Raw genomic sequence first — 25,840 nt, forward strand, 5'->3', positions numbered from 1 at the left:
ACAGACAACTTGACAAGCTCCGTCTGTCGGGTGGCACCTTGAGTGCCTTCGGACGCGACAACGACCACCATCACCTCTTCGCCAACTCCGCGCTCGCACTCGTCGACGAGGTCGACGGTGTGGCCGAAGCAGTCACCGTCAAGGACGTGGTCAGCGAGCGGCTGCGCTGGGACGCACCCTGGTTCAAGTGGGTCCGAGCGGCTCACGAGGAGGACCTCGAGCGCCTGTGCAGACCGGTGTTCGGCGACTTCCCGCTCCCCACGCTCGGCGCCTACCTCACCGATCTGCCCGAATTGACCGATGCGCTACTGCGCATCGCGCTGGCCAACGTGAAACGGCCGCCGCTGCTGGTGGTCGGGGGGACCGATCAACTCACGCGAGAGGCGTCGAGCGAATTGCTTCTGGAACGACTGGTCGCCCTCGGCGAGCACCAGACCGTGATCACCGCCGACGTCAACGGGGCCCCCGCCACCAGTGGGGTCGCCGACGTCATCGCCGTGCACAACCTGACCGATGGCGAATTCGCGCGCCTCGACGTAGCAGAAGGACGCTGACATGTTTGCTGCATTTGCACCCGGTGGTGACGTCAAGAGGTACCTGCGCGGACGAATGCCGCGGATCATCCTGCTCATCACCATCCTGACTCCGATCCTCTACGGTGCGGGTGCCGTGGCGGCGGTGTGGAACCCCAAGAACATCACGCAGAACGTCAGCGTCGCCGTGGTCAACCTCGATCGAGGGGCCAAGGCGATGGGGACGGATCTCGACGCGGGCAAGCAGGTCACCAAGGCTCTCGTCGACTCCCACCAGCTCGACCTGAGCGTGGTGGACGCTGCGAAGGCAGAGAAGGGCGTCACCGACGGCAAGTACTACTTCTCCATCACGATCCCGGAGAACTTCAGTGAATCGCTGCTGTCGCCGATGAAGTTCGACGCCCATCAGGCGCAAATGGTGTTCACCTACAACGCGGCGAACAACTACTTGATGACGATGATCGGCAAATCGGCGGCCCAACAGATCGTTACCACCGTCTCAACGACGATCGGGACGCAGACCTTCGACGTCGCTCTCAAGGACGTGTCGAAGCTGGAGCCGAAGATCCGCCAGGCCGCGACCGGCGTCAACAAGCTCAACGACGGCATGCAAGAAGCGCACACCGCGTCGGGCAAATTGGCTGCGGCCCTCGGCGGGATCGATCAGGCGGTCGTCCGGGTGGCGACGCCTTTGGAAGCCGCGCTGAAGAAGGCTCCGACCGTCAACGGCCAGGCCCTGGGGGCGGCCGCGGACCAGCTGGGTAGGGATGCCGATTCGCTGGCGCAGGTCCTGGACCGTCCCGCGAGGGGTCAATCGCAGGCCGTGCAGACGATTACCGGTGTGATCGCACAGCTGCGCGCCACCGGCGATCCGATGCAGCATCGCCTTGCCGACACACTCGAGGGCGCCAAGGGATTCCTACTCGCGCCGCCGGCAGGTGGAGCCGACCCTTCCCAGTTGCAGCGTGTGCGCGACAACTCGAAGCTGATCGCCGGCGAGCTCAGCGACCCCCACAGTCAGGTTCGCACGGTGATGACCATGCTGACCGACGGCAATTTGCCCGGCGACGTCGCGAAGCTGCAGGGCGCGGCGGGAGAACTCGCGTCGGGGTCCGGTGAACTTCACGCCGGTCTCGGGAAGCTTGCCCAAGGGACCGGTCAGCTGGCCGGCATCGTCGACGGGGCGATCAAGCAGCTGCCGACGTTGTCGCCGCAGGAGGCGGACGCGATCGCCAAGTCCCTCGCCGATCCGGTGACGATGAAGAGCGACACGCACCACAAGAACATCACCCTGGGCGAGAGCCTGGTGCCGCCGATGTTCACCTTGGCACTGTTCATGGGCGCGATCCTTGCGTGGATGCTGTTCTCGGCGATCCAGAAGCGGCCCATCACGTTCGGCCTGGGTGGCTTCCGCTCGGTCCTCGCCTCGGCGGCGCCGGTGTTCTGGGTCGGTGCGGCCCAGGCGCTGGTGCTCTACCTCGTGGTGATCGGTATCGGCCTGCGCCCCGAGCACTGGGTCGGCACCTTCGCGTTCATGCTTCTCGTGGTGGTGATGGCCCAAGCCTTCATACAGATGATCTACGCGATTCTGGGGGCCGGTATCGGCCGGGTGTTCTCGCTGGGCCTGCTAATGATCCTGTTCCTGCTCGCCGGCGGTCTCATACCGCTGAAGATCTTGGGGAAGGACCTCGGGTTCCTGCACATTTTCGATCCGCTGGCCTACCCGGTCCAGGGGCTGAAACAGCTGACGATGGGCGGGGTGGACCACCGGTTGTGGATCTCCATCGGGATCATCGTGGCCGTCACCGCGGTGTGTTGGCTCATCTCCTCGCTGATAGCCCACCGCGACCGGCGCTTCACGATCTTCCGCCTGTACCCGACGATCGCGACCTGACCCGGTGGCCGTTGGGACGGGGAGGGCCCGTCCCAACGGTTTCATCAACGACACTCCTCGATACACTTCACACATGAGCAACAAGAACGAGCGCGAGCAGAAGATCGAAGAAGAAGAGAAGGCTCGCCAGCATGAGCGCGAGCGTCTCGAGCGCGAAGAGGAAGAGCGCCTCAAGTAGTCGGGTAAATCACACCCGTCACTGTATTAACACGAGGTCTCGATGCAGTTCGCATTGGGACACAAGGCTTGTGAGCGTCTCCTCGTCGTCAATAGTCTTCCGACGTGCACAAACAATTGTTTCGGGTGCTGTCGGGTCGTCGAGGGGTACCCGCCGTCGCCCTAGTGGTCGGCGCGCTGATGGCCACGTGCATCAGCGCCGCGCCCGCTGACGCCGTCGTGCGCACCCGCTTCTACACAACGGGGTGCGGCATGCCGAAATCGCCGGTCGACGTGTGGAAGCGCTCCAGCAACTACAAGACCGTGATCGCACTCGACGGTCTGCGTGCCACCGGCGGGATGAGCGGCTGGCGTCGTCAGACGAACATCTCGGGCCTCGCTTCGCGCGGGGTCAACGTCGTGCAGCCGATCGGCGGCCTCGCCAGCTTCTACACCGACTGGGACCACAAGCCGGAGAACAAGCAGAAGTTCCGGTACCGCTGGACGTGTCGGCTCAACAAGATCATCAAGCAATTAGACGCGCGCGGAATGGCCGCGGGTCCGTGGCACAAGTACGCCATCATGGGCATCTCGATGGGTGGCAACTCGGCGCTGACCTATGCCGCGTATCACCGTCGTCGGATTTCGCACGCGTTCTCCATGTCCGGCTACCTCAACCTGTCGGCGCCGACGATGCGCGAGAACATCCGGGTTGCGCTGATCGAGGCGGGCAACGCGGCGGGCCGGGGCCCGTACAACGCCGACGACATGTGGGGCCCGCCGTGGAGCGAGCGCTGGATGAAGAACGACCCGTTCAACCTGACCCCGCAGATGCGCGGGATGAAGGTGCGGGTCGCCGCCGCGACCGGGGCGCCGGGTCGGCACGACGGCATCAGCGAGGACACGGCCAAGGGAATGCCGCTGGAGACGGCCGCTGCGGCGCAGACCAAGGCGTTTGAGACGAAGGCCGGGGGCGACGGACTCGATCTGAGTACCGACTACCAGCTGCAGGGCACCCACGCGTGGGGCTATTGGCAGGACTCGGTGTGGCGGGCCTTCCGAGCGGGCTGGTTCCGCGACCGCCGATAGTCGACCGAGCCCTCACGGTTTCGTCAACCCCGCGTCGATCGATGCTGGATTGACGAAACGCCGGGGGGCCTATCCGTTGTGGAGTTTGCGGGGGTCGACGCCCTCGCGCTTCCAACCGTCGTAGGCCCATGAGGTGTACAGCATCCGCAAGGGCAGCCGGTTGATCACCGGGTTGGCCGTGCGCATGAAGGCGGCGAAGCGGTCGAAGCGGCGCTGCTGTTTCGGCGTCCACTCCAGTCGGCAGACGTCGCGCATCTGCTGGGGCAGCGAGCCGATGAAGACCAGGCGCAGGGCGCCGTTGATCGGTGCCGACACGATCCTCCAGGCCGGAGCGGGCATCCACTTGGGGCCGGGTACGCCCTGACGCAAGTAGCCCGTGGCGTAGACAATCGTCTTGGTCGGGACGAACTTGTCACACATCGCGTTCCAGTACTCGACGAACTCGTCGTAGGTCTGGGGCTGGCTGCGCGCGCTCACGCCGTAGAGCTGGTACCAGACCTTCGACTCCTCGAAGATCTGGGCCTTCTCCTCGTAGGAGAGGCGGCGGATGAAGGTGTCGGTGACGTAGATGGTCTGGTCGACGAACGTCGCGTGCGCCCAGTAGAAGAGCTCCGGGTTCAGTGCGTGGTAGCGCGAGCCGTCGCTGATGGTGCCCTTGATGTCGCGATGGAAGTCGCGGACCTTGTGGCCCCACCCGTACGGGTCCTCGGAGTAGACCGTCTTCATGATCGGCGGCCCGGTCCGCTTACCGCGGCCGATGAAATCGCTGAAGATGACCGAGTGGTCCTCCACGCCCTTGGCGAGCTGCTCGATGCAGTTCTCGGTGCCGGCGACGCGCTGGAAGCCGAGCAGGCCACGGATGTCGCCGTAGTACTTCCACACAAGGGAGTCAGCGCCGAGGCGCAGCGGTAGCGAGTCGATGTCGTCGTCGAAAGTCGGAGCATCGAGGATGCTGGGCTCCGCCTCGCGCACGCTGGTCTCGAAGTCTCGGACGGTCGTGCGCTCCGAGAAGTCTTGGACTGTCATGCGATCAGAATAGTCCGCGAATGGAACGTATCGCAAAGTTTGTCTCAAAGTCGTGTCGGATACTCTTCGAGGCATGATCCCGTCGGCCGACGACCTGCTCGCGACGGCGGTCGTCGTCGCGCTTCCCATGCGCGTGCGGTTTCGCGGGATCACTGTGCGCGAGGTGCTGCTTTTCCGGGGTCCGGCCGGCTGGGGCGAGTTCTCACCGTTTGTCGAATACGACGACGAGGAGGCCGCACACTGGCTCGCCGCGGGTATCGAAGCCGCATGGCTCGGACCGCCCCCGACAGTCCGTGGCGCAGTCGAGGTCAATGCGACGGTGCCGGCCGTTCCCGCGTCGGAGGTGCCGGCCATCCTCGCCCGCTTCCCCGGTGCGCGCACCGCCAAGGTGAAGGTTGCCGAGAAGGGGCAGGCGCTGCGCGACGACGTAGAACGCGTCGAAGCCGCGCGGGCTCTCGTCGAGAAAGTTCGTGTCGATGCGAACGGGGGCTGGTCGGTCGACGAGGCGGTCACCGCGATCGCGGCGCTGGGGCAGTTGGAGTACGTCGAGCAGCCGTGCGCAAGCGTCGAGGAGCTGGCCGCGGTGCGGCGTCGGGTGTCGACGCCCATCGCCGCCGACGAATCGATCCGCAAGGCCGAGGACCCACTGCGCGTTGCGGCCGCAGATGCTGCCGACATCGCCGTCGTCAAGGTCGCGCCCCTGGGTGGGATGCGCCGCGTACTGGAACTGGCCGAGCAGATCCGGCTGCCCATTGTCGTGTCCAGTGCGCTGGACACCGCCGTCGGCATCAGCGCCGGAATCGCTACGGCAGCCGCACTGCCGACACTCGACCACGCCTGCGGCCTCGGCACCGGGGCGCTCTTCGTCGACGATGTGACCACGGACCCGCCGCGGCAGACCAGCGGCGAATTGCGACCGACGGCCGTAGAGGTCGGTGACGCGCCCCCGCTCGCCGCTCCCGAGCGCAGACAGTGGTGGCTCGACCGGCTGGTGCGGTGCCACGCGTTGCTGGCCTCGCGTCGGTCCTGACCACCGCATTCCGGCGGATATGGCCTCCTGGTGTTGGAGGTCGGGGCTAGGTTGGCGATATGGAACTCACCACGGAAGCAGCCCAGGCATTTCTGGCTCAGCCGCGGATCGGGACCATCGCGATCGAGCGCAAGGGCGGTGCCCCGCTGGCCATCCCGATCTGGTACGACTACGCCCCCGGCGGAGACCTCCGTGTCATCACCCCGCCCGGCACGTTCAAGGCCAAGCTGCTGCGTGCCGCGGGCCGGTGCACGCTTGTGGTCGACGAGATGGAGCCGCGCATCGTCTTTGTCTCGGTCGAGTGCGACCTGGTCGACGAACTGCCGCCGAGCAAGGACCACAACCGGATGATGGCGACGCGATACCTGTCGCCCGAGGCGGTCGAGGGTTTTGTCGCCGCGATGCCCGCCGAGGCGCTGTTCGTGTTGCGGCCGACCCGCTGGCGCACCGGCGACCTCAGTTGAAACAAAGCTGTCTATTTGTTTCAATCGGTGTATTCTGAGATGTAGGCCACACCGCGCCCTGTCCTATCGCGCGAACGAGGAGATCCCATGACCGCCGTCCAGCCCCAGGCACCAGCCGACAGTGACCTTAAATCTATTCCGAAGAACCCGCGCAACGGCATAGCGGAGATCCTGCGCATGCGCCGCGATCCGTTCGGCTTCTCCGCCGCGCGCCGGGAGGAGTACGGCAACGTCTCGTCGATGGACGCCTTCGGAATCAACATCGTGACCTGCTCCGGTCCCGACGCTGCCGAGCAGATCCTGATGAACAAGGACAAGGCCTTCGCCAACGGCCCCGCGTGGAGCTACTTCATCGGGCCGTTCTTCAACCGCGGTGTGATGCTGCTCGACTTCGATGAGCACCGTCACCACCGCCACATCCTGCAGCAGGCCTTCACCCCGAAGATCCTCAAGGGCTACTTCGGCGAGATGCAGCCGGTCATCGCCGATCGCGTCGCGCAGTTCCCGACCGGCAAGGTGAAGCTGTTCAGCGAGTTCAAGGAACTGACCCTCGACATCGCCCTGGAGGTGTTCCTCGGCGTCGAACTGCCCAAGGACGAGGCCGACAAGCTCAACAAGGCCTTCATCGAGACGGTCCGCGCGGGCGTGGCCTTCGTGCGCAAGCCGATTCCTCCTGGCCGTTGGTGGAAGGGTGTCCGCTCGCGCAAGGTGCTCGAGGAGTTCTTCTACGCCAACATCGACGCCAAGCGCGCTAAGGAGACTCCTGACCTCTTCTCGGTGCTCTGCCACGCCGAGAGCGACGAGGGCCACACGTTCACCGACGAGGACGTTGTCAATCACATGATCTTCGTGTTGATGGCCGCCCACGACACGTCGACGATCACCATGAGCCAGATGTCCTATCACCTCGCCAAGAACATCGGGTGGCAGGACCAGGCGCGCGCCCAGTCGATGGAGCTGCCCGCGATTCTCGACTACGACGACCTGGGCAAGTTCGACATCCTCGACCGGGTCATGAAGGAGTCGCTGCGGCTGTGCCCGCCGGTGCCCGCCCAGCCGCGCATGGCGGTCAAGGACACGCAGGTGGGGGGCTACTTCATCCCGGAGGGCACGCTGGTGAGCGTCCCGCAGTTGACCAACCACCGCGACGCGCAGTACTTCACCAATCCCACCGTCTTCGACCCGGGGCGCTTCGACGCCGACCGTGCCGAGGACAAAGGGCACCGCTTCGCCTGGATGCCGTTCGGCGGCGGCGTCCACAAGTGCATCGGCCTGTACTTCGGTCAGATGGAGATCAAGACGATCATGCACAACCTGCTGCGCGACTACGAGTGGACCGTGCCGTCGGACTACGTCGTGCCGATGGACTACAGCGCGCTCCCGGTGCCCAAGGACAAGCTGCCGGTCAACCTGCAGCGACTCACATGAGCAGTCGTAAGGCGCGCAGCACGGCAACCGTAGAGGACCAGGAATCGGCGATCCTGCACGCCGCGGCGAACGAGTTCGCCGCGGTCGGCGCGCGTCGCGCCAACATGGACGAGGTGGCCGCGGCCGCCGGTGTCAGCCGCTCGACGCTCTACCGGCGCTTCCCCAACAAGGACAGCCTGCTGCTGGCCGTCGCGAGTGAGGCGTACGAGCGGGGCATGCGCCAGCTCGAAGAGGCCGTCGCCGGCCTCGGGCCGCGCGAGGCCGTCGTTGAGGCGTTCGCCACCGGCGCAGAGATGATCAGCACCGATCCGCTGTTGAGCCGCATGGTGTTGGAGGACTACGAGGTCCGCAACTTCGCCGACTCGATCAACACGCTGTTCATCGACATCGTCACCGAGCGGATCGTGGCGACAATGCGCGCAGCCGGTGCGCAGATGCCCGACGACCTGCTGCACCAAGCAGTCGAGCTGCACGTCCGTCTGGTCATCTCCTACTTGGAGAATCCCGTCACCGATCCGGCGCGCACGACGCCGGAGTACGTGCGTCAACTTGCCGCGACGTTCCTCGCACCGATGATCTACTGACCACCGGTCTCGACTACCCCGACTTCCCGATCGTCCAAGGAGAACCCACGTGAAACCCCTCAACACCGATGCGCTGCGCGACAAAGTCGTCGTGATCACCGGCGGTGCGCGCGGTATCGGCTTCGAGACGGCCACGCAACTGGTGGCCGCGAAGGCGCGCGTCATCCTCGGCGACGTCGACGGTGAGGCCGTCGGGAAGGCCGCAGCCGATCTCGGTGTCGAAGGCCTGGAACTCGACGTCACGTCGACCGAGTCGATCGAGGCCTTTCTCGATGAGGCCGAGCGGATCGTCGGGCCGGTCGATGTCTGGGTCAACAACGCCGGGATCATGCCCGTCGGACCATTTCTCAACTACGACGCGGCACTGATCCGTCGCACCATCGACATCGATCTGATGGGCGTCATCTGGGGGACGCAGGCAGCGGCGCGGCGGATGGTCGCCCGCGGGCACGGGCACATCGTCAACGTCGCGTCGGTCGCCGGCCGTCTGCCGACGCCGGGGCTCGCCGTGTACAACGCCGCGAAGGCCGGGGTCATCGAGTTCTCCGAGGCGCTCAACGCCGAACTCGCCGACACCGGTGTGGCGGTCTCGACGATCCTGCCCTCGTTCACCAACACCGGGCTGATCAGCGGTTTGGAGACGAACCGCTACATCCGCGTCGTCGAACCCGACGTCGTCGCCGCCGGGATCGTCGCGACGATCATCACCCCGCAGGTGCGCGCCGCGGCGCCGCGCTCGATGGGGTGGGTGCACGCCAACACGATCATGCCGCAGGGCCTCAAGCGCCGCGCCCGCACGATGACCGGTCTCGACCACATCTTCCTCAAGTACGACAGCTCCCAGCGCGCCGAGTACAACAAGCGCATCGGCCAATAGGCGTGGGTTCGCACGGGGACGACCGCGAGCTCTTGGCGGCCGAACGCCGTGCGCGGTCCGAGTACCTGGCGGGGGCTCAGGGTGCGGCCCGGTGGTCGCAGGTGGCGGTCGCGGTGGCCGCCCTTGCCGCGACCAGCGGGATCATTGCGGCACTGATCTCCGGTCGCGGACCGTCCGACGAGGAGTTCCAGCGCGCCGCGGCTGATCGCGTCAACCTGCTGTTGTCCGTCGCGCCCGGCCAGCCCGACCGGGCCAAACGCGTCCTCGCCGGCGCGACCGGTGAGTTCCACGATGAGTTCGCCCAGTCCGCCGACGCCTACACCGCCTTCGTGCGCGCCGCCGGCACCGTCTCCAATGGTCGAGTGCAGGGCACCGGCCTCACCGCGCGCCGCGGCGATCAGGCCGAGGTGCTCGTCTTCGCCACCGTCGACCTCGCTGCCACCGCGCAGGCGCCGGCCCGCAGCACGGACTTCCGGTTGCGCGTTGTCGTCGCCGACGAGGACGGCGTCCTGCGGCTGGCCATGGTGCAATACCTCCCGTGACCGCGACAACCCGATCCGGCGCCGCTGCAGACCGGCAGGCCGCCGCCGACGACCGGCGCCGGCTCGTTCTGCTGGCGCTCGGTTCGCTCGTCGTCGTGGCTCTGCTTTGCCTCGCTGCGGCCCAATGGTCGGCATGGCGTGCCGCCGATGAGCGGCAGGCGCAGCGCGACGCCGTGCGCGACGCGGCCCCGACGGTCATCGCGGGCGTCCTCTCGTACACGTCGAAGACCGTGGCTATCGACTCCCGCCGGGCCCGTGCCATGGTCACCAATCGCTTCGCGGCCGCCAATGAGCCGCTGCTGAGCGTGCGGCGGGAGGGAGCGGCGACGGTGAAGGCGCGCACCGTCGGAGTCGGGGAATCCGGTGAGGATTGGGCCGATGTCGTGGCCGTCGTGGAGATCGCCGATCCCGGCGCAAAGATCCCGCCCGACGATCGGATCCTCGCGTCGCGCTTCGTGTACCGCGGCGGCAGCTGGCTGCTGGATTTCCTGGAGGTGATCCGGTGAGCGCGCCGCGCGGATCGGCGCGGTCGGCCGAGCGGTCGCGCGCACTGCGTCGTTGGCGGGAGGCGCGCATCGCTGCTGGACCAGCTCTACGCCGCCGGGCACAACGGCGTCGTCGCTGGCTGGTCAATGCGATGCGCGCGGTCGCGGCACTGATCGTCCTCGCCGCCGCGGCAGCCCTCGTTTTTGGATTCCTTGCCCACCGCGCCCACACCGCCACCGCCCGCGGGGACTCGGCGCAGGCGGCAGCCCGCGCGGCAGTGACGACGATGCTCACCGCAGATCCGCGCAACGCGAGCGGCTACGTCGACGCGGTTGTCGCGGTGTCCACGGGGGAGCAACGGGCCCGGATCGAGGCGGCCCGCAAGGGACTCGTCGACGAGATCTCGGCGCAGTCGGGGCCCTCGACCGGGCAGGTCCTGGCGGTCTCGCTGGTCGACGAGCCGCGATCGGACGGCGACATCGCCGTGCTCGTCGTCGCGGAGGCGACCAATCCGCAGCTCATCGGTGCCGATACCACCGCCAAGCGGATCCCCGTCGTCGTGACGATGAGCGAGTCGGGCGGCCGATGGCTGATCGCGAACGCGAGGCAGGCGTGACGCGGCGTACCGCGGTGGCGGTCGTGGTCGCGGCGCTGCTCGTCATCGTTGCCGTCGCCGCGTGGTGGCGCGTTGCCGATGACCGGACCGACGACGATCCAGCGCGTGCTGTGGTGATGGCGTCGGCCGCACACGCGGTCACCGCGCTGACCACCCAGCGAACCGGTGATCCGCCGGTACGCGCCGATGTCGCCGCCCTGCTGACTGGACGCCTGGCCGACGAGTACGCCAGCCGTGGTGCCGATGTCGTGCTGCCGGGTGCGGTGGGGCGGCGGATGACCATGCGGTCGAGGGTGGTCGGGACGGGGGTGCAGGAGTTGAGCGGCTCGGGCGCGCAGGTGCTCGTCTTCCTCGACCTTTGGGCTGCTCCGGGCGCCGGTGACCGCGAGGTTCCGAGGGTACCCTTAGCGCGCTGGGCGGCTATGCGTAAGGTCGACGGGGAGTGGCTGCTCGCCGGACTGACTCCGGCGGGCGGCATGGTGTCCTGAGGAGGCAATCCATGTCGGACAAGATCGCGCCGGATTCGACGGTAGTGATCGTGGGCGCAGGACTCGGCGGAATCCGCGTCGCCGAGAACCTGCGCAGCGGCGGCCATGAGGGGCCGGTCGTCATGATCGGTGCTGAGCCGCACCCACCGTATGACCGCCCGCCGCTGTCGAAGAAGGTCCTCACCGACGCCATCGGCCGCGTCGACCTCAAGCCAGACGAGTTCTTTGGCGACTCGACGATCGATCTGCGCACGGGCGAGCATGTCGATGCGGTGGATCCGGCTGGCAAGACGGTGACTGTGTCGCGTGCCGACGGCTCGACGTATGAGCAGTCCTACGACGCGCTGGTCATCGCGACCGGCCTCGCGCCGCGGGAGTTTCCCGGTGCCGGCGGCGTCGACGGCGTGTTCACCCTGCGGACCATCGACGACGCGGAGCGGCTGCGCGTGGCCATCGGGGGCGCGAAGGCGGCCGTCGTCATCGGCGCCGGGTTCATCGGGTGCGAGGTCGCAGCGAGTCTGCACAGCATGGGACTGTCGGTGACGCTCGTCGAACCGGCGCCGACGCCGCTCGCGCAGGCGGTGGGCACCGAGATCGGCGCACTTGTAACCCGTCAGCACCTCGAGAAGGGCGTGACGGTGCGGGCCGGTACCGGCGTCGACGAGATTGTGGCGCAGGACGGTCGGGTGACGGGGGTGAAGCTCTCCGACGGCGAGGTGGTGCCCGCGGACATCGTCGTCGTCGGGATCGGTTCGACGCCCATCGTCGACTTCCTCGACGGGTCGGGTGTCGAGCTGGCCAGCCGTGAGGTCGGCGGTGGCGTCGCGTGCAACGAGGTCGGCCGCACGAACGCAGACGGGGTGTACGCGCTCGGCGACATGGCGAATTGGCGTGACCACGGCGGGGCGCAGCGGCGCGCCGAGCACTGGAACCACACCGTCGAACAGGCGGCGATCGTGGCGGCGGCACTACTTGGCACCGACAATGCCGTGGTTCCGGCGGTCCCGTACTTCTGGAGCGACCAATACGACCTGAAGATCCAGGTCCTGGGGTGGCCCAAGGCCGACGACGACGTGCACATCGTCGACGACGACGGCCACAAGTGGCTCGCCTACTTCAGCCGCGACGGGATGCTCACCGCGGTCGCGGGCGCCGGGAAGGTCGGCGCAGTGATGAAGACACGCCCGAAGCTGGTCACCCCGACACCGATCGCGGACGTGCTGCCAGACTGATGTCGGCATCTGCGGCAGTCATCCGGCAGGCGGTCGTCGCGCTGGGCGATGCCGAGCGTGCGGCCTCGTCGGCCTGGTTCTTCAAGACCGGACCGGGGGAGTATGCCGAGGGCGACGTCTTCGTCGGCGTGCCGGTGCCGCAGTTGCGGAAGCTGGCGCGGCAGTTCCGTGGGGCCGATATCGCGACCTGTAGTGAACTCGTGGCCGACGATGTCCACGAGGTCCGGTTGCTAGCGCTGCTCCTGATGGTTCAAGGATTTGCCGAGCGAGCCCAGAATCCCGCCGACCGAGCCCAAAACCGCACCGACCGAGCCCAAAACCGCACCGACCGAGCCCAATGGGTCCAGTGCTACCGGGACGCTATCGCCGAGGGGCACGTCAACAACTGGGACCTGGTCGACTCATCGGCCCGCCAGATCCTCGGACAGTGGTGCTTGGACAACGACGACCACGCCGAGCTCATCGACTACGCGCGACGGGAGTCGTTGTGGGACAGGCGCGTCGGGATCATCGGGACCCACGCCTATGTGTGGGTGGGTGACCCGACGGCGACACTGGCCGTCGCGCCCGTCGTCGTCGACGATCGGCGCGACCTGATCCAGAAGGCATTTGGGTGGATGCTGCGCGAGATGGGCAAGCGGGTCGAGCGGGCGGAGTTGACGCGCTATCTCGACGAGCACGCGGCGCAACTGGGCCGGACCGCGTTGAGCTATGCCGTCGAGCATCTGACTCCAGACGAGCGCAAGCACTACCGCGCATTGCGCTGATCTGCCGAGTGGGCAGCGCCGCGGCGCCGAGTGGGCAACCGTGCGCCGCCGAGTGGGCAGTTTGCCCGCTATCACTCTTTAGTGAGCCTTACGCTAGTTGCATGTTCACCGATGGCTCAACGGTTTCGAATAGGCACGTGGTCGCGGCGCGAGCCGCAGCAGTCATCGCAGCAGCCGCGGCATTGGGCATCGCACTGAGTCCGACTACGGCGTCGGCGGCGAACTATCGCGACGGGACGTACACCGGCGTCGGCACGTATCCGCTCCCGGGCGGTATCCAAAGCGAGATCGGCATCCGCATGACGTTGTCGGACAACATCGTCAAGTCGGCAGAGGTGGTCCAGTGGTCGGCCCTGCCCGTCTCTGCCGGGTACCAGCGGCAGTTCTGGGGCGGTGCCCGAAGCAAAGTCGTCGGTAAGAACATCGACGAGATCAACGTCGGCAAGACCGCCGGGTCGTCGTTGACCCCGCAGGGATTCAACAAGGCCCTCGCCAGCATCAAGGGCCAAGCACGTAGGTGACTGAGCCGTCGGCGCGACTGGGGTCAGACATCGTGCATGACTGGACCTTTGACGCGCTCGGTACCGGGTGGACCATCACCGTCGGGGATCCGATTCCCAACGTGGTCGCCGATGCGGTCACGGCCGAATTGGCTCGGATCGATCGCACATGGTCGCGGTTCCGCGACGATTCTATAGTGGCGCAGGCCTCGAGACAGGCCGGGCGATATGCGATCGCGGCCACTGACCAGCCGCTCGTCGACTGGTATCGCGCGCTGTATGACGCGACGGCGGGCGCGGTCACCCCGTTCGTGGGGCAGACCCTCGTCGACGCAGGCTACGACGCGCAGTACTCGCTGGTACCGGCGCCGACCGTACGGCGTGTCCCGGCATGGGACGAGGTGCTGCACGGTCACGATCGCGAGCTGCTGATGACCACGCCGGCGCTCATCGACGTGGGCGCGGCGGGCAAGGGGTTCGCCGTCGACCGGGTTGCCAAGATTATCGCTGGCCACACCGCGACCTTCATCGTGGACGGGAGCGGCGACTTGGTGGTGTCGGTGCGGGACCTACCGCTGCGTGTCGGATTGGAGCACCCGGCCAATCCGGCGACGGCGATCGGCGTCGTCGAACTCACCGGTGGTGCCATCTGTGCGTCGTCAGTCGTCCGCCGATCCTGGAGCGACTGGCACCACGTGATCGACGGCCGTACGTCGGCACCTGCACGAGGTGTGGTGGCCACCTGGGCCGTCGCGGAGTCGACGATGATCGCCGACGGTTTGGCGACCGCCCTGTTCTTCACTCCGGCGCGCGAGTTGCGCGCCCGGCTCGGTATCGACTTCGACTACGTGACGATGTACGCCGACGGCACGGCGGAGTGGTCGGCGTGGCCGGGGCTGGAGATGTTCAGTTGACCGTCCGCTTGCCGTCGTGGCTCACGCCCCACCGGGCGGTGCTACTGGGGCTGATCGCGCTGGTGGCTTACACCGTCGCCCTTGCCGCCGTCGACTCCGGCGACGAAGGTTTCGGCTATCCGGTCGTCGCACTGGGTCGATCGCTGCTGATCGTCGTGCTCGTGTCGGGCGTGGTGACCTATGTCTGCGCCGCGGTTATCCGGGTACCGCCCAATTCCGACTCGTGGCTCATCACCGCCCTGATCCTCTTCTTCGTCATGCCGGTTGGCGTTGATACCGCGACGATGAAAGCCGTGGCGCTGGGGGCCGCGGCCGCGTCGCTCTCGAAGTACGTCCTCGTGTGGCGTCGGCGGTTGATCGTCAACCCGGTCGTCGCAGGGGCGGTGACTTGTTACGCCTTCACCGTGGCACAGGTGGGCGGCATCGCTTACCTCTCCTGGTGGGTGGCCTCGGCGCAGCTGCTCATCCCGATGCTGGTGGTCGGGGTGGTGGTGGTGACGGTGCTGCGGGAATGGCCGCTGTTACTGGTCTACGTCGCTGCGGCACTGGGAACCGCAGTGATTGCGGCGTCGCTCCATGAGACAGGGCAGAGCGTGTCGGTCATCGTCAGGTCGACGCCGTTGCTGTTCCTGGGGGTGTTCATGCTGCCCGAACCGTTGACCTCGCCGTCGACGCGGACGGCGCGGCTGTTCTACGGCATGCTGGTGGGTGCGTTGATGTACAGCTCGGTCCACTTCGCCGTCACCGATACCTTCATGTTCGCTTTCGACCCGGAGATCGCGCTGCTCGTGGGCTGCCTCTTCGCGTTCGGCGTGCGCCTGGCTGCCGGTACTGCTCGGCGCGTTGCGATGAGGGTCGTCACCGCGCCGATCGCGGCGTCGACCTATGCGGTCGCTGGCGATGCGCAGCCGCACTTCCGTCCCGGGCAATGGGCGACGCTGAGCATGCCGCGATGGGGATGGCCGCTGTGGCGGCGGTCGCGCCGGGTGTTCTCCTTCGCCTCCGTACCGGGCGCTCCGGCGGAGTTCGCCTTCACCGTCAACGGCGGCGCGTCGCCCTTCAAAACAGGCGTTGATCGAGAGCGCCCAGCGGATGTGGGTAGACAACATCGGCGGTGATTTCGTGCTGTCACCGACGATGCCGCGACGCGGCCGGGTCGTTCTGCTCTCCTCGGGCATAGGCATAACGCCCCACGTCGCCATGCTGCGCGCACTCCTCGACGACCGCGAAGCGCTCGACCGGGTCGTCGTCGTCCACGTCGTGCGCGCGGCGGATCGGGCGGTCTACGGCGATGTGCTGGCCGCGGTGCGAGAGGCAGGAGCCCGCGTCGAATCCGTGGTGTCGACGGAGGCGGCATCGGGGCTCTCCGAGCTGTGGTTGTGCGGGGAGCTGGGTGTGCCTTGGGACGAGGCCACCCACTACTTCGTGTCGGGTGCGCCAGGATTCGTTTCGACGACGGTGCGCGCGGTGCGGCAGGCCGATCCGACGACGGCACTGCGGCGCTGGCGCGTGCACACCGATGCGTTCACCGGATACTGACTCGAATGGCGTGCTCGATGTCCTCGGGTGAGTCGCCGACCGGCGCGCCGGGCAGACAGAGCTTGTGCACCATGACGCCCTCGGCCCAGTTCGATAGTTGCAGTGCCGCGCGCTGCGGATCGTCGCATGGCGACGCAGAAGTTGGTCGCGAGATCGCGGTTGCTGAGCAAGGTGGCATTGGCGACGCGGCTGGTCCCCGTGCGCAACGGAGCCTTGTGGACGATCGGGCGCTTCGTCCGCTGACGCGGTCGTAGGATCGGAGGATGGCTTCGATCCGTATCGGTGTTCAGATCCAACCCCAGCAGGCTCCCGACTATGGGCTGATCCGAGATGCGGTGATGCGCGCCGAGGAGATCGGCGTCGACGTCGTGTTCAACTGGGACCACTTCTACCCGCTCTACGGTGATCCCGACGGCGCCCACTTCGAGTGCTGGACCATGCTCGGCGCGTGGGCCGAGCAGACGTCGAACGTCGAGCTTGGAGCCCTAGTCACCTGCAACTCCTATCGCAACCCCGAACTGCTGGCCGACATGGCGCGCACCGTGGATCACATCAGTGGCGGGCGCCTGATCCTCGGGATCGGGTCGGGCTGGTTCCAGCGCGACTACGACGAGTACGGCTACGAATTCGGCACCGTGGGCTCGCGCCTGGACGACCTGGCGACGGCGATGCCGCGCATCGTCGAGCGGTGGAGCAAACTCAACCCGCCGCCGACGCGCAAAATACCCGTGCTGATCGGCGGGGAAGGGGAGCGCAAGACGCTGCGCCTAGTTGCCGAGTACGGCGACATCTGGCATTCATTCGCCAACCCGGAGACGCACCAGCACAAGGTTCAGGTGCTCGAACGCCACTGCGCCGACGTCGGCCGCGATCCGTCGCAGATCGAGCGGTCCGTTGCGATCGGCGGTCGTCGTCGGTCACCCGACGGCCTGCGGGAAAAGGCGGACCTGCTGGCGGATCTCGGAGTCGGCATGCTCACCGTCGACGCCGGTGGTCCGGACTACGACCTCACGCAGGCCGAAATCTTGTGCCGCTGGCGGGATGCGCGCGGCTGACACGTCGAGCCTCAGCCGTTTCGGCAATCCAGCATCGATCGAAGCAGGAGTTCCGAAACGGGGTGGGATTGAGGCCCGCTACTCGGCGCTCGCGGCGTCGGACCGGCGCCAAAGAATGAGAGCCGCGACGATGAGCGGGATCTGCAGCGGCAGGCGGGCCAGCGCGAGCGACTTCAACACCGGGCCCTTGTCCTGCCACAGGCGCACCATGTTGACGTTGCCCGGGAACACGGCGGCGAATAGCAGCGCGGCGAGGCCGGCGGCCCGTTGCCGCAGGCTCGGTACCAGCAGGGCGGCGCCGAGACTCACCTCGGCCGCTCCGGAGGCGTAGGTGTAGGCGCGTGGATCGCCGGGCAACTCATCGGGAATGAGCCAGTCGAACGGCTTGGGCGCCACGAAGTGCAGGACGCCCGGGACGATGAGGATGGCGGCGAGGATCTTGGCGAGCCGATCGGTGCTCATGAAGTCATCCTAGGGCTCGGTCGGCGCGGATTTGGGCTCGGTCGGCGGAGGATGGGGCTCGGTCGCCGTCAGAACTCGATCTTCAGCTTGTCCGACGTCGGTCGGGACTGGCAACCGAGGATGTAGCCGTCGGCGATGTCGTCGGGGTCGAGCGCCCCGGCGTTCTCCATCTCGACGGTGCCCTCGGTCAGCGTGCATGCGCAGGAGCCGCACTCGCCCTCGAGGCAGGAGTACGGGGCGTCGAGTCCGGCGGCCAGCATGATGTCGATCAGCGTGCGCGAGCGCGGCCAGGCCAGCTCGTGCGTCTCACCGTCGAGCTCGACCTCCACGTGCGCCGCTTCAGCGGCCTCCTCCTCGGTGACGGCCTCGTGCTCGACGTCGACGAAGGGGTCGCCGGTCAGCGAGTTGTAGACCTCGGTGTGCACGTTGTGGTGGTCGAACTTGGCCTTGCTCAATCCCTCGTGCACGGCGTCCATGAACGGTCCCGGCCCGCAGATGTAGGCCGAATGTGTGGTTGCCATCGGCTTGAACACCGTTGCGAGGGCCCGCGCGCTCGGCAAGCCCTGCAGCGTCTCCAGCCAGTGCACCAGGGTCAATCGACCGGGGTTGGCCGCGAGTAGCTCCCGCAGCTCGGCGGCAAAGATGACGTCGTTCTCACTGCGGTTGGCATAGAAGAAGGTGATCGGTCCGGTGCCGGTTTTGAGTGCGGTCTTGAGGATCGACATCACCGGCGTGACACCCGAACCAGCGGCGATCAGCAGCAGCGGCACGTGGATGTTGTGCGGCGTGAACACGCCCGACGGGGGGAGCACCTCGATCTGCGAACCCGCCTCGAGGTTGTCGCAGACCCAGTTGGACCCGTAGCCGTCGGGGGTCCGCTTGACGGTGACCTTCGGCTTGTCGTCGGTCGACGGCGACGAGGACAGCGAGTAGCAGCGCGCCACCGATCCGGTCTGATCGCTCGGAATGCGCAGCGTGAGGAACTGTCCGGGGTTGTAGTCGGTGAACTTCGCACCCATGGCGTCGGGGACCTCGAACACGATGCTGCGCGCGTCTGCGGTCTCGTCGACCACCTCGGCGACGGTCAGAATGACGCTGCGCGAACCGTGCGGAGTCAGGTCGGCCATGGCACTCCCTTTCAACGAAATAGAACGTGTTCTAATTTAGCCTATCGGCTGGTCCGACCGCGAGAGCCGCGTCGTCCCGACGGCCAGCAGGCCGCTTCCTTCGACGAGTAGCTCGCGCAACCGGCGGACGCTTTGATCGTGCGAGCCGGCGAGCCACTGTTCGTAGGCCGCAAGCGCGGTGCCCAGCGCCAGCCAGCCGATCAGCTGCGGTTGGTATTCGTCGGGGCGCAGGCCCAACCGGCTGGCGGCGTAGGTGGCAACCACCTGGCGCCAATCGGCGTACATGATCATCGAGTGCGCCTGCAGCGCCGGAACCGTCAGCAGCAGGTTCATCCGACGACGGTGGCGCCCGGCTTCGCTTTCCGGGACGTCGTTGAACTCGACGAGGGCGCGGGCGAGCGCGTCGGCCAACGGCAGGTCGTCGGGGAGGCTGTTGAGCAGGTCGCGCATGTCGTCGAGGTGGTCGTCGAAATCGCCCCAGGCGATCGCATTCTTCGACGGGTAATAGCGGAAGAGTGTCCGGCGAGCGATCCCCGCCGCCGCGGCGATGTCGTCGACGCTGGTCTCCTCGAAGCCGTCGCGGTCGAAGAGGTCGATGGCGACGTCGCTGATCTTGGTCGTCGTCGTCACCGGTCGTCGGCTCATCGCCCCTCCCGCCGTCGCATCCGGAGACCCCCTCTTGAAACCTGCACTGAGTGCCATTATAGTCGGTCGTGATCCGCATCACTATCCCACAGGAGGTTGGATCATGGCCGATCACGCAAAGGTCGATCAAGGCAGTGTCAACGACACCGAACTCGTCAGCGAATCGCTGGTCGAGGAGGTCTCGATCGACGGGATGTGCGGGGTCTACTGATGACCACCGCTGTTTCGGCGACCAGCCCCGGCGACCGCTCGTCGGTCGCCGGGGACGGTGTCGCCTCTGACCGCGCCACGCCGGCTTTCAGCTTGACCGACGCGTGGGCGCTGAACCCCAAGGTCGCGGTGCGCCCCGAGCCGTTCGGCGCCCTGCTCTACCACTTCGGCACGCGCAAGCTCTCGTTCCTCAAGAACCGGACCGTCGTCGGGATCGTCGAGACGCTCCATGAATTCTCCGACGCCCAATCGGCCCTGGCTGCCGCCGGGATCGACGATGCGTCGCGCCCGCTGTATATCCAGGCGCTGCAAGCGCTCGCCGACTCCGGCATGATCATCCCCGCCCAGGAGGCACCGCAATGACCACCCTGGAACGCCCGCCTGCCGCGCCGCCGGCCGTCGGCCGACTCGTCGACCAATTCGAGCGCGGCCTAGACGCACCCATATGTCTGACCTGGGAACTGACTTATGCGTGCAACCTCGCTTGCGTGCACTGCCTCTCGTCGTCGGGCAAGCGTGATCCTCGCGAACTCTCGACGGAGCAGTGCAAGGCGATCATCGACGAGCTGCAGCGCATGCAGGTCTTCTACGTCAACATCGGCGGCGGTGAGCCGACGGTCCGCCCGGACTTCTGGGAACTCGTCGACTATGCGACCAGTCATCAGGTGGGCGTGAAGTTCTCCACCAACGGTCTGCGTATCGACGCCGAGGTGGCCGCCCGCTTGGCGGCGTCGGACTACGTCGACGTGCAGATCTCGCTCGACGGCGCGACCGCGGAGGTCAATGACGCGGTCCGCGGCCCAGGGTCCTTCGACATGGCTGTGCGCGCGTTGGAGAACCTGAGTGACGCCGGATTCGCCGACGCCAAGATCAGTGTCGTGATGACGCGGCACAACGTCGCCCAGCTCGACGACTTCAAAGCACTGGCCGACCGCTACAACGCAACGCTGCGCATCACGCGGATGCGTCCGTCGGGCCGCGGCGCCGACGTCTGGGATGACCTACACCCACTGCCGCACCAGCAGCGCGAGCTCTACGACTGGCTCGTCAGCCACGGCGACCGCGTGCTCACCGGTGACTCCTTCTTCCACCTGTCGGCCTTCTCGTCGGGCGGGGGCAGCGGGCTGCCAGGCCTCAACCTGTGCGGCGCTGGACGCGTCGTCTGCCTCATCGACCCGGTCGGCGACGTCTACGCCTGCCCGTTCGCGATCCACGAGAACTTCCTGGCCGGCAACATCCTCGCCGACGGCGGGTTCCAACAGATCTGGCAGCGCTCGGAGCTGTTCACCTCGTTACGCGAGCCGCAGAGCGCCGGTGCATGCACCTCGTGCAACCACTACGATGCCTGCCGCGGCGGTTGCATGGCCGCGAAGTTCTTCACCGGCCTGCCGATGGACGGCCCCGACCCGGAGTGCGTCCAGGGCTACGGAGAGCAATTGCTCGCCGGTGACCGTTCCAAGCCGACCGCCAACAAGGATCATTCCCGCGGCGTGCCGCTGCAGTTGATGACCCGACCGCCGTCGCGCGACTGCGACGAGAACCCGCTGGCCGGGTTCGTCGCGACCACGGCGACGGGCTGCTCGTCGTCGGCCTGCGCTACCTGCTGAGCGGCGCACCGCCGTCAGCACCACCCACCTGTAAGGAGTTACTTCTCGATGGGCAAGTTTGCCGAACTCAACCCCTGGCGCCGCAATCCGTGGTTCGAGACCGTCGGGGAGGCGCAGCGCCGGGCGCAGAAACGACTGCCGAAGACGATCTATTCGTCGCTGGTGGCGGGCACTCAGGCCGGGGTCACTCTGGACGACAACATGGGGGCGTTCAAAGAGCTGACCTGGGCGCCGCACGTGGTGGGTGCAACCGCCGAGCGCAGCCTCGGCACGACCGTGATGGGGCAAGAGATCCCGTTCCCGGTGATCATCTCGCCGACCGGTGTGCAGGCGGTCAACCCTGACGGTGAGGTCGCAGTGGCCCGCGCGGCCGCCAACCGCGGTACGGCGATGGGTCTGTCGAGTTTCGCCAGCAAGCCGGTTGAAGAGGTCACCGCCGTCAACGACAAGATTTTCTTCCAGATCTACTGGCTCGGCAGCCGCGACGACATCCTCGCACGCGCCCAGCGCGCCAAGGAAGCCGGCTGCAAAGGGCTGATCGTCACCACCGACTGGGTGTTCAACGTCGGCCGCGATTGGGGCAGCCCGGAGATCCCGGAAAGGGTCGGCTTGAAGGCTCTGGCCAAGATGGCGCCGGAGATGGCCACAAAGCCACGCTTCGCCACGAGTTGGTTCCGCCGCGGCAGGTTGACCATCCCCGATCTGTCTGCGCCCAACATCGCACACAAGGGGGAGCAGGGCCCGACATTTTTCGACGTCTATGGCACGTGGATGAACACCCCGCCGCCCACGTGGGAAGACATCAAGTGGCTGCGCGAGCAGTGGGACGGCCCCTTCATGCTCAAGGGTGTCACCCGGCTCGACGACGCCAAGCGCGCCGTCGACGTCGGGGTGTCGGCGATCTCGGTCTCCAACCACGGTGGCAACAACCTCGACGGGACGCCCGCGACGATCCGCATGCTCGGGCCTATCGCCGACGCCGTCGGCAGCGATGTCGAGGTGCTGCTCGACGGTGGAATCCGACGCGGTAGCGATGTGGTCAAGGCGCTGGCGCTGGGCGCCAAGGCGGTGATGATCGGCCGTGCGTACCTGTGGGGCCTGGGAGCCAACGGGCAGGCCGGCGTCGAGAACGTCCTCGACCTCATGCAGATGGGCATCGACTCGGCACTCACGGGCCTGGGCAAGGACGATGTCGCCAAGCTTGGTCGCGACGATCTGTACATCCCGGAGGGCTTCGAGCGGCGCTTCGGCGGCTGACGGCAGGCCGTCGGTTCGGAGGCCTCGATATCCCTCGCTTCGCTCGTGAACCGCTCGACTGCCGAGTTGGTCGCGATACGGTGGCGCCATGCGCTATCACGATCAACCCACAATTGAAGTCGAGATGAAAGTCGCCGCCACGCCGGAGGAGGTCTGGCCGGTCGTCACCGACATCACACTCCCAGTCGACCTGCCCGGGGAGCTCTACGAAGCGGAGTGGCTCGCCGACGCGGACGGTCCGGCGGTCGGTGCACGGTTCGTCGGTCGTAACCGGATCGACAACCTCGGTCAGACCGAGACCGTGTGCACCGTCGTCGAACTCGAACCGGGACGTAGGTGGGTGTACTCGGTAAACGTCGGGGATATGGAACCGTGGGCACAGTGGGGGTTCGAGGTCGACCCGTCGCGCGATGGATCGGTCGTTCGGCAGTTCGTGCGCATTGGGTTGGCGCCGTCGCCGTTGAAGGTTGCGATTGACGCCGCGCCGGAGAAGGAGGGACGGATTATTTCCCGCCGACTCGGCGGCTTCCGTGACGCGATCACCGCCAACCTGGAGGAAGTCCGCCGACGCTGCGAGGCTTGATCGGCGCTTCGAGCGTGTAGCCGGGGGTTGATCCGCGGTGTGAGGTAGTCTCAGCGCGTCGTGGGGGCGCGATGTCCGACAGTCAAACTATGGTGCTGCGCAAAGGCTTTGGTCGATTCGAGTAGTCCGCTACTCGTGTTCTGACCGGGCTGGCCCGTGACGATGGATCGCACAGCACTCCGCTGTCTCCGACACCGAGGATCACCCATGGACACCAACTCTGCTGCGCGCGCACAGGCGTGCCGCCGATCGCGTTTGGCACATGTGACGGCACTGGCGGCAGCCGCGCTCATCGTCGTCGGATCTGCGTTTGCCGGACCGTCGGCAGCGGCCCCGGCGGCGCGGGCCGTCAAGTCCGGTCTGCTCGCGCTGACCGTCGAGATCGCGGGTGAGGCACCGACAGTCACTCTGTCCGAGCGTGGTCCGGTGCGATCGGATGGTGAGGTCGGCGAGGTACGTGCGTCGCGGGTACTGCGGGCCGTGGGCAAGCGGTCGAAGGTCGGTTCGTTCTGGCGCTACCAGTACCGGGCGGGCGGCCTGAAACTCGACACCAACTACGAATACAAGTACCCGTTCACGACGCCGCGAGGCGAGACGTTCTACGCGACTGGACCCGTCGTGACCACTGCTCGAGTCCCGGTCTACCGGACGAAGGTCCGCTCCTTCGGGCACTGACGCCGACGGCCTCGCCGTCAAACTAGAACGTGTTACAGTTCCTCGCATGGGACAGTTCGACGGTCAGGTCGTCTACATCACCGGCATCGCCCGCGGTCAGGGTCGCAACCACGCCGTGCGATTCGCTGCCGAGGGTGCGTCGATCATCGGCATGGACATCGCGGCGCGGGTGGCCGACCACCAGACCTACCCGACGGCGACCGAGGACGACCTCGCCGAGACCGTGCGCCTCGTCGAAGAGGCCGGCGGCAAGATCCTGGCCCGCAAGGGCGACACCCGTGACCTGGCGTTCCAGGAGCAGCTCGTCGCCGACGGCTTCGAGCTGTTTGGCCGCCTCGACCATGTCGTCGCCAACGCCGGAATCCTGACCTGGGGGCTCACCTGGGAGCAGACCGAAGAGCAGTTCACCGACGTAATCGACGTGAACCTCGTCGGCACCTGGAAGACCTTGAAGGCCACGATCCCGACGATGCGCAAGGCCCGCAACGGCGGCTCCATCACCATCATCTCCTCGACCGCCGGACTCAAGGCGATGCCCAACCAGGCGTCGTACTCCGCGTCGAAGTTCGCCCTGCGAGGTCTGGCGCAGAGTGTGGCGAAAGAGTTGGGCCCCAAGCACATCCGGGTCAACACCGTGCACCCGTACGCGGTGCACACGCCGATGGGCGTGGAGGACACGTCAGCGTTCAAATCCTTCGAGGACTGGCCCGAACACTTCCCGTCGATGATGAACCACTACCCGATCGCCAGCGTCGATGACCTGTCGGACGCGGTGCTCTACCTCGCGGGTGCCAAAGCGGTCACGGGCGCAGAGTTCGCGATCGACATGGGGTCGTCGAAGGTCTAGGGGCAGGTCAGTCTTTCCAGATCGCGGCCGGGTCGCTCGCGGTCCGCTGCGGGCCGGTCGGGGTGTCGGGCTGAGTCCGCGAGAAGCGCGGTGCGACCTGCGCCTGCATCACGCCGTCGATTTCGACGAGGGTGCCGCGCGCGGCCAAGTGCGGGTCCTTGGGCGCTTCGAGGAAGTCGAGGATCGGCGACACGCAGGCATCAGTCCCCTCGAAGATCGCCGCCCACTCGTCGCGGGTCTTGGTCTTGAACACCTCGATGAACTTCGCCTTCAACTCGTCCCAACGGGTCACGTCGAGCTGGTGCGGCAGTTCCTCGCCCTCCAGGCCGACGCCCTTGAGCAGTTCGGCGTAGAACTGCGGCTCGATGGCGCCCACGGCCATCCACTTGCCGTCCGAGGTCTCGTACACCTCGTAGAACGGGGCGCCGGTGTCGAGCAGGTTGACGCCACGGCGGTCCTGCCAGAGCCCGGTGCCGCGGAACGACCACATCATCTGGCCGAGCACCGAAGCACCGTCGACCATCGCGGCATCGATGACCTGGCCTTTTCCGGAGACGCCACGCTCGATGAGTGCGGAGAGGATCCCGATGACGAGGAACATCGAACCGCCGCCGAAGTCACCGACGAGGTTCAGCGGGGGCGTGGGCTTCTCGTCGGCGCGGCCGATCGCGTGGAGCATGCCGGTCAGCGAGATGTAGTTCATGTCGTGGCCGGCCTGCTCGGCGCGCGGACCGTCCTGGCCCCAGCCGGTCATGCGGCCGTAGACCAGGCGCGGGTTGACGGCCTCGAGGTCGTCGGGGCCGAAGCCGAGACGCTCCATGACGCCAGGCCGGAAGCCCTCGATGATCACGTCGGCCTTGGCGACCAGCGCCAAGATCGTCTCGCGGTCGGCGGGGTTCTTCAGGTTGGCCTCGACCACCCGGCGCCCGCGCAACAGCACATCGGCGTTGCGCCCCTCTTTGGGCAGGTCACCCGGCCGCTGGACGCGGATGACATCGGCACCGAGGTCGGCCAGCAGCATCGCCGCATGGGGGCCGGGGCCGATCCCGGCGAATTCGATGACTCGGATCGAGCTCAGGGGACCGGGGCGGCCGGAGTCGTTGGTCGTCATTTGCGGTGCCTCCACAGGGGTGTGTCGGGGCGCCTGAGAACGCCCGATTCGGAGTCGAAGTATTACCAGCATTCCATACCGATCAATCGCTCGGTG

31 protein-coding genes are annotated in these 25,840 nt (G+C 66.9%); 26 read left to right on the forward strand and 5 right to left on the reverse strand.

What is annotated here, in order from left to right; genetic code table 11:
- The 3 genes from B4L26_RS18400 to B4L26_RS18410 all read left to right on the forward strand — a co-directional run.
- The coding region (locus B4L26_RS18400) for a hypothetical protein (protein WP_290721298.1) at positions 1-554 on the forward strand (554 nt) is incomplete at its 5' end.
- Position 555: 1 nt separating this feature from the next.
- On the forward strand, positions 556-2,427 hold the full coding sequence (locus B4L26_RS18405) for a YhgE/Pip family protein (RefSeq protein WP_290721301.1): 1,872 nt from the start codon (positions 556-558) through the stop codon (positions 2,425-2,427).
- 282 nt (positions 2,428-2,709) lie between these two features.
- Positions 2,710-3,672, forward strand: a complete 963-nt coding sequence (locus tag B4L26_RS18410) for an alpha/beta hydrolase (RefSeq protein ID WP_290721302.1) — start codon at positions 2,710-2,712, stop codon at positions 3,670-3,672.
- Between the two features lie 69 nt (positions 3,673-3,741).
- On the opposite strand, the gene B4L26_RS18415 is transcribed toward B4L26_RS18410, so the two are convergent.
- Entirely contained in the window at positions 3,742-4,698 is a 957-nt protein-coding gene (locus B4L26_RS18415; protein WP_290721305.1) for an oxygenase MpaB family protein, read from the reverse strand.
- Positions 4,699-4,771: 73 nt separating this feature from the next.
- On the opposite strand from B4L26_RS18415, the gene B4L26_RS18420 reads away from it, so the two are divergent.
- From B4L26_RS18420 to B4L26_RS18495, 16 genes are all read left to right on the forward strand, one after another.
- Positions 4,772-5,728, forward strand: a complete 957-nt coding sequence (locus B4L26_RS18420; protein ID WP_290721306.1) for an o-succinylbenzoate synthase — start codon at positions 4,772-4,774, stop codon at positions 5,726-5,728.
- A 59-nt stretch (positions 5,729-5,787) separates the two neighbouring features.
- Positions 5,788-6,192, forward strand: coding sequence for a pyridoxamine 5'-phosphate oxidase family protein (locus tag B4L26_RS18425; protein WP_290721308.1), 405 nt, complete (start codon positions 5,788-5,790; stop codon positions 6,190-6,192).
- Between the two features lie 87 nt (positions 6,193-6,279).
- Entirely contained in the window at positions 6,280-7,620 is a 1,341-nt protein-coding gene (locus B4L26_RS18430) for a cytochrome P450 (protein ID WP_290721310.1), read from the forward strand.
- Positions 7,617-8,204 carry a TetR/AcrR family transcriptional regulator gene (locus B4L26_RS18435; protein WP_290721312.1) on the forward strand — a complete coding sequence of 196 codons (588 nt, stop codon included), beginning with the start codon at positions 7,617-7,619 and terminating at the stop codon, positions 8,202-8,204. The genes B4L26_RS18430 and B4L26_RS18435 overlap by 4 nt, the downstream gene beginning before the upstream one ends.
- A gap of 49 nt (positions 8,205-8,253) precedes the next feature.
- A complete protein-coding gene (locus tag B4L26_RS18440; protein ID WP_290721315.1) occupies positions 8,254-9,081 on the forward strand; it encodes an SDR family oxidoreductase in 828 nt (275 codons plus the stop codon).
- 2 nt (positions 9,082-9,083) lie between these two features.
- Positions 9,084-9,623 carry a hypothetical protein gene (locus B4L26_RS18445; protein ID WP_290721318.1) on the forward strand — a complete coding sequence of 180 codons (540 nt, stop codon included), beginning with the start codon at positions 9,084-9,086 and terminating at the stop codon, positions 9,621-9,623.
- Complete coding sequence (locus B4L26_RS18450; RefSeq protein WP_290721319.1) at positions 9,620-10,129, forward strand: hypothetical protein; 510 nt, start codon at positions 9,620-9,622, stop codon at positions 10,127-10,129. The genes B4L26_RS18445 and B4L26_RS18450 overlap by 4 nt, the downstream gene beginning before the upstream one ends.
- Positions 10,126-10,725 carry a hypothetical protein gene (locus B4L26_RS18455; protein WP_290721321.1) on the forward strand — a complete coding sequence of 200 codons (600 nt, stop codon included), beginning with the start codon at positions 10,126-10,128 and terminating at the stop codon, positions 10,723-10,725. Before B4L26_RS18450 ends, B4L26_RS18455 begins: the two co-directional genes overlap by 4 nt.
- Complete coding sequence (locus tag B4L26_RS18460) at positions 10,695-11,213, forward strand: hypothetical protein (protein ID WP_290721324.1); 519 nt, start codon at positions 10,695-10,697, stop codon at positions 11,211-11,213. Before B4L26_RS18455 ends, B4L26_RS18460 begins: the two co-directional genes overlap by 31 nt.
- 11 nt (positions 11,214-11,224) lie before the next feature.
- Positions 11,225-12,445, forward strand: a complete 1,221-nt coding sequence (locus tag B4L26_RS18465) for an NAD(P)/FAD-dependent oxidoreductase (RefSeq protein ID WP_290721328.1) — start codon at positions 11,225-11,227, stop codon at positions 12,443-12,445.
- Positions 12,445-13,212 carry a DNA alkylation repair protein gene (locus tag B4L26_RS18470; protein ID WP_290721331.1) on the forward strand — a complete coding sequence of 256 codons (768 nt, stop codon included), beginning with the start codon at positions 12,445-12,447 and terminating at the stop codon, positions 13,210-13,212. Before B4L26_RS18465 ends, B4L26_RS18470 begins: the two co-directional genes overlap by 1 nt.
- 137 nt (positions 13,213-13,349) lie before the next feature.
- Positions 13,350-13,733, forward strand: a complete 384-nt coding sequence (locus B4L26_RS18475; RefSeq protein WP_290721334.1) for a calcium-binding protein — start codon at positions 13,350-13,352, stop codon at positions 13,731-13,733.
- Positions 13,730-14,626 (forward strand): FAD:protein FMN transferase, encoded by an 897-nt coding sequence (locus B4L26_RS18480; protein ID WP_290721336.1) that lies wholly within the window; start codon positions 13,730-13,732, stop codon positions 14,624-14,626. The genes B4L26_RS18475 and B4L26_RS18480 overlap by 4 nt, the downstream gene beginning before the upstream one ends.
- A complete protein-coding gene (locus B4L26_RS18485) occupies positions 14,623-15,744 on the forward strand; it encodes a hypothetical protein (RefSeq protein ID WP_290721338.1) in 1,122 nt (373 codons plus the stop codon). The genes B4L26_RS18480 and B4L26_RS18485 overlap by 4 nt, the downstream gene beginning before the upstream one ends.
- A complete protein-coding gene (locus B4L26_RS18490; RefSeq protein WP_290721339.1) occupies positions 15,719-16,165 on the forward strand; it encodes a hypothetical protein in 447 nt (148 codons plus the stop codon). Before B4L26_RS18485 ends, B4L26_RS18490 begins: the two co-directional genes overlap by 26 nt.
- 263 nt (positions 16,166-16,428) lie before the next feature.
- Positions 16,429-17,220, forward strand: a complete 792-nt coding sequence (locus B4L26_RS18495) for an LLM class F420-dependent oxidoreductase (protein WP_290721341.1) — start codon at positions 16,429-16,431, stop codon at positions 17,218-17,220.
- A 78-nt stretch (positions 17,221-17,298) separates the two neighbouring features.
- Here B4L26_RS18495 and B4L26_RS18500 read toward each other — a convergent pair whose 3' ends face one another.
- From B4L26_RS18500 to mftR, 3 genes are all read right to left on the reverse strand, one after another.
- The gene (locus tag B4L26_RS18500; protein ID WP_290721344.1) at positions 17,299-17,682 is read right to left on the reverse strand and encodes a DoxX family protein; all 384 of its coding nucleotides are present in this window, start codon (positions 17,680-17,682) and stop codon (positions 17,299-17,301) included.
- A 68-nt stretch (positions 17,683-17,750) separates the two neighbouring features.
- Positions 17,751-18,809: a ferredoxin--NADP reductase gene (locus B4L26_RS18505; protein WP_290721347.1), complete on the reverse strand. Its 1,059-nt coding sequence runs from the start codon at positions 18,807-18,809 to the stop codon at positions 17,751-17,753.
- A gap of 36 nt (positions 18,810-18,845) precedes the next feature.
- Complete coding sequence (mftR, locus tag B4L26_RS18510) at positions 18,846-19,454, reverse strand: mycofactocin system transcriptional regulator (RefSeq protein WP_290721351.1); 609 nt, start codon at positions 19,452-19,454, stop codon at positions 18,846-18,848.
- Between the two features lie 103 nt (positions 19,455-19,557).
- Here mftR and mftA point away from each other — a divergent pair, with 103 nt between their 5' ends.
- The 7 genes from mftA to B4L26_RS18545 all read left to right on the forward strand — a co-directional run bounded on the left by mftA (position 19,558) and on the right by B4L26_RS18545 (position 24,633).
- On the forward strand, positions 19,558-19,665 hold the full coding sequence (mftA, locus tag B4L26_RS18515) for a mycofactocin precursor MftA (RefSeq protein WP_290721354.1): 108 nt from the start codon (positions 19,558-19,560) through the stop codon (positions 19,663-19,665).
- Positions 19,665-20,027 carry a mycofactocin biosynthesis chaperone MftB gene (mftB, locus tag B4L26_RS18520; protein ID WP_290721356.1) on the forward strand — a complete coding sequence of 121 codons (363 nt, stop codon included), beginning with the start codon at positions 19,665-19,667 and terminating at the stop codon, positions 20,025-20,027. Before mftA ends, mftB begins: the two co-directional genes overlap by 1 nt.
- Complete coding sequence (gene mftC / locus B4L26_RS18525) at positions 20,024-21,271, forward strand: mycofactocin radical SAM maturase (RefSeq protein ID WP_290721359.1); 1,248 nt, start codon at positions 20,024-20,026, stop codon at positions 21,269-21,271. The genes mftB and mftC overlap by 4 nt, the downstream gene beginning before the upstream one ends.
- Positions 21,272-21,319: 48 nt before the next feature.
- The gene (gene mftD, locus B4L26_RS18530; protein WP_290721361.1) at positions 21,320-22,528 is read left to right on the forward strand and encodes a pre-mycofactocin synthase MftD; all 1,209 of its coding nucleotides are present in this window, start codon (positions 21,320-21,322) and stop codon (positions 22,526-22,528) included.
- 88 nt (positions 22,529-22,616) lie between these two features.
- Positions 22,617-23,111 (forward strand): SRPBCC family protein, encoded by a 495-nt coding sequence (locus tag B4L26_RS18535; RefSeq protein WP_290721365.1) that lies wholly within the window; start codon positions 22,617-22,619, stop codon positions 23,109-23,111.
- A 207-nt stretch (positions 23,112-23,318) separates the two neighbouring features.
- Positions 23,319-23,786: a hypothetical protein gene (locus B4L26_RS18540; protein ID WP_290721367.1), complete on the forward strand. Its 468-nt coding sequence runs from the start codon at positions 23,319-23,321 to the stop codon at positions 23,784-23,786.
- Positions 23,787-23,832: 46 nt separating this feature from the next.
- The gene (locus B4L26_RS18545) at positions 23,833-24,633 is read left to right on the forward strand and encodes a mycofactocin-coupled SDR family oxidoreductase (RefSeq protein ID WP_290721370.1); all 801 of its coding nucleotides are present in this window, start codon (positions 23,833-23,835) and stop codon (positions 24,631-24,633) included.
- 7 nt (positions 24,634-24,640) lie between these two features.
- On the opposite strand, the gene B4L26_RS18550 is transcribed toward B4L26_RS18545, so the two are convergent.
- Positions 24,641-25,744 carry a CaiB/BaiF CoA transferase family protein gene (locus B4L26_RS18550; RefSeq protein WP_290721373.1) on the reverse strand — a complete coding sequence of 368 codons (1,104 nt, stop codon included), beginning with the start codon at positions 25,742-25,744 and terminating at the stop codon, positions 24,641-24,643.
- Positions 25,745-25,840 lie beyond the last annotated feature (96 nt).

The organism is Gordonia sp. UBA7599 (assembly GCA_002477755.1).
In the GTDB taxonomy this organism is placed as follows: Bacteria; Actinomycetota; Actinomycetes; order Mycobacteriales; family Mycobacteriaceae; genus Gordonia.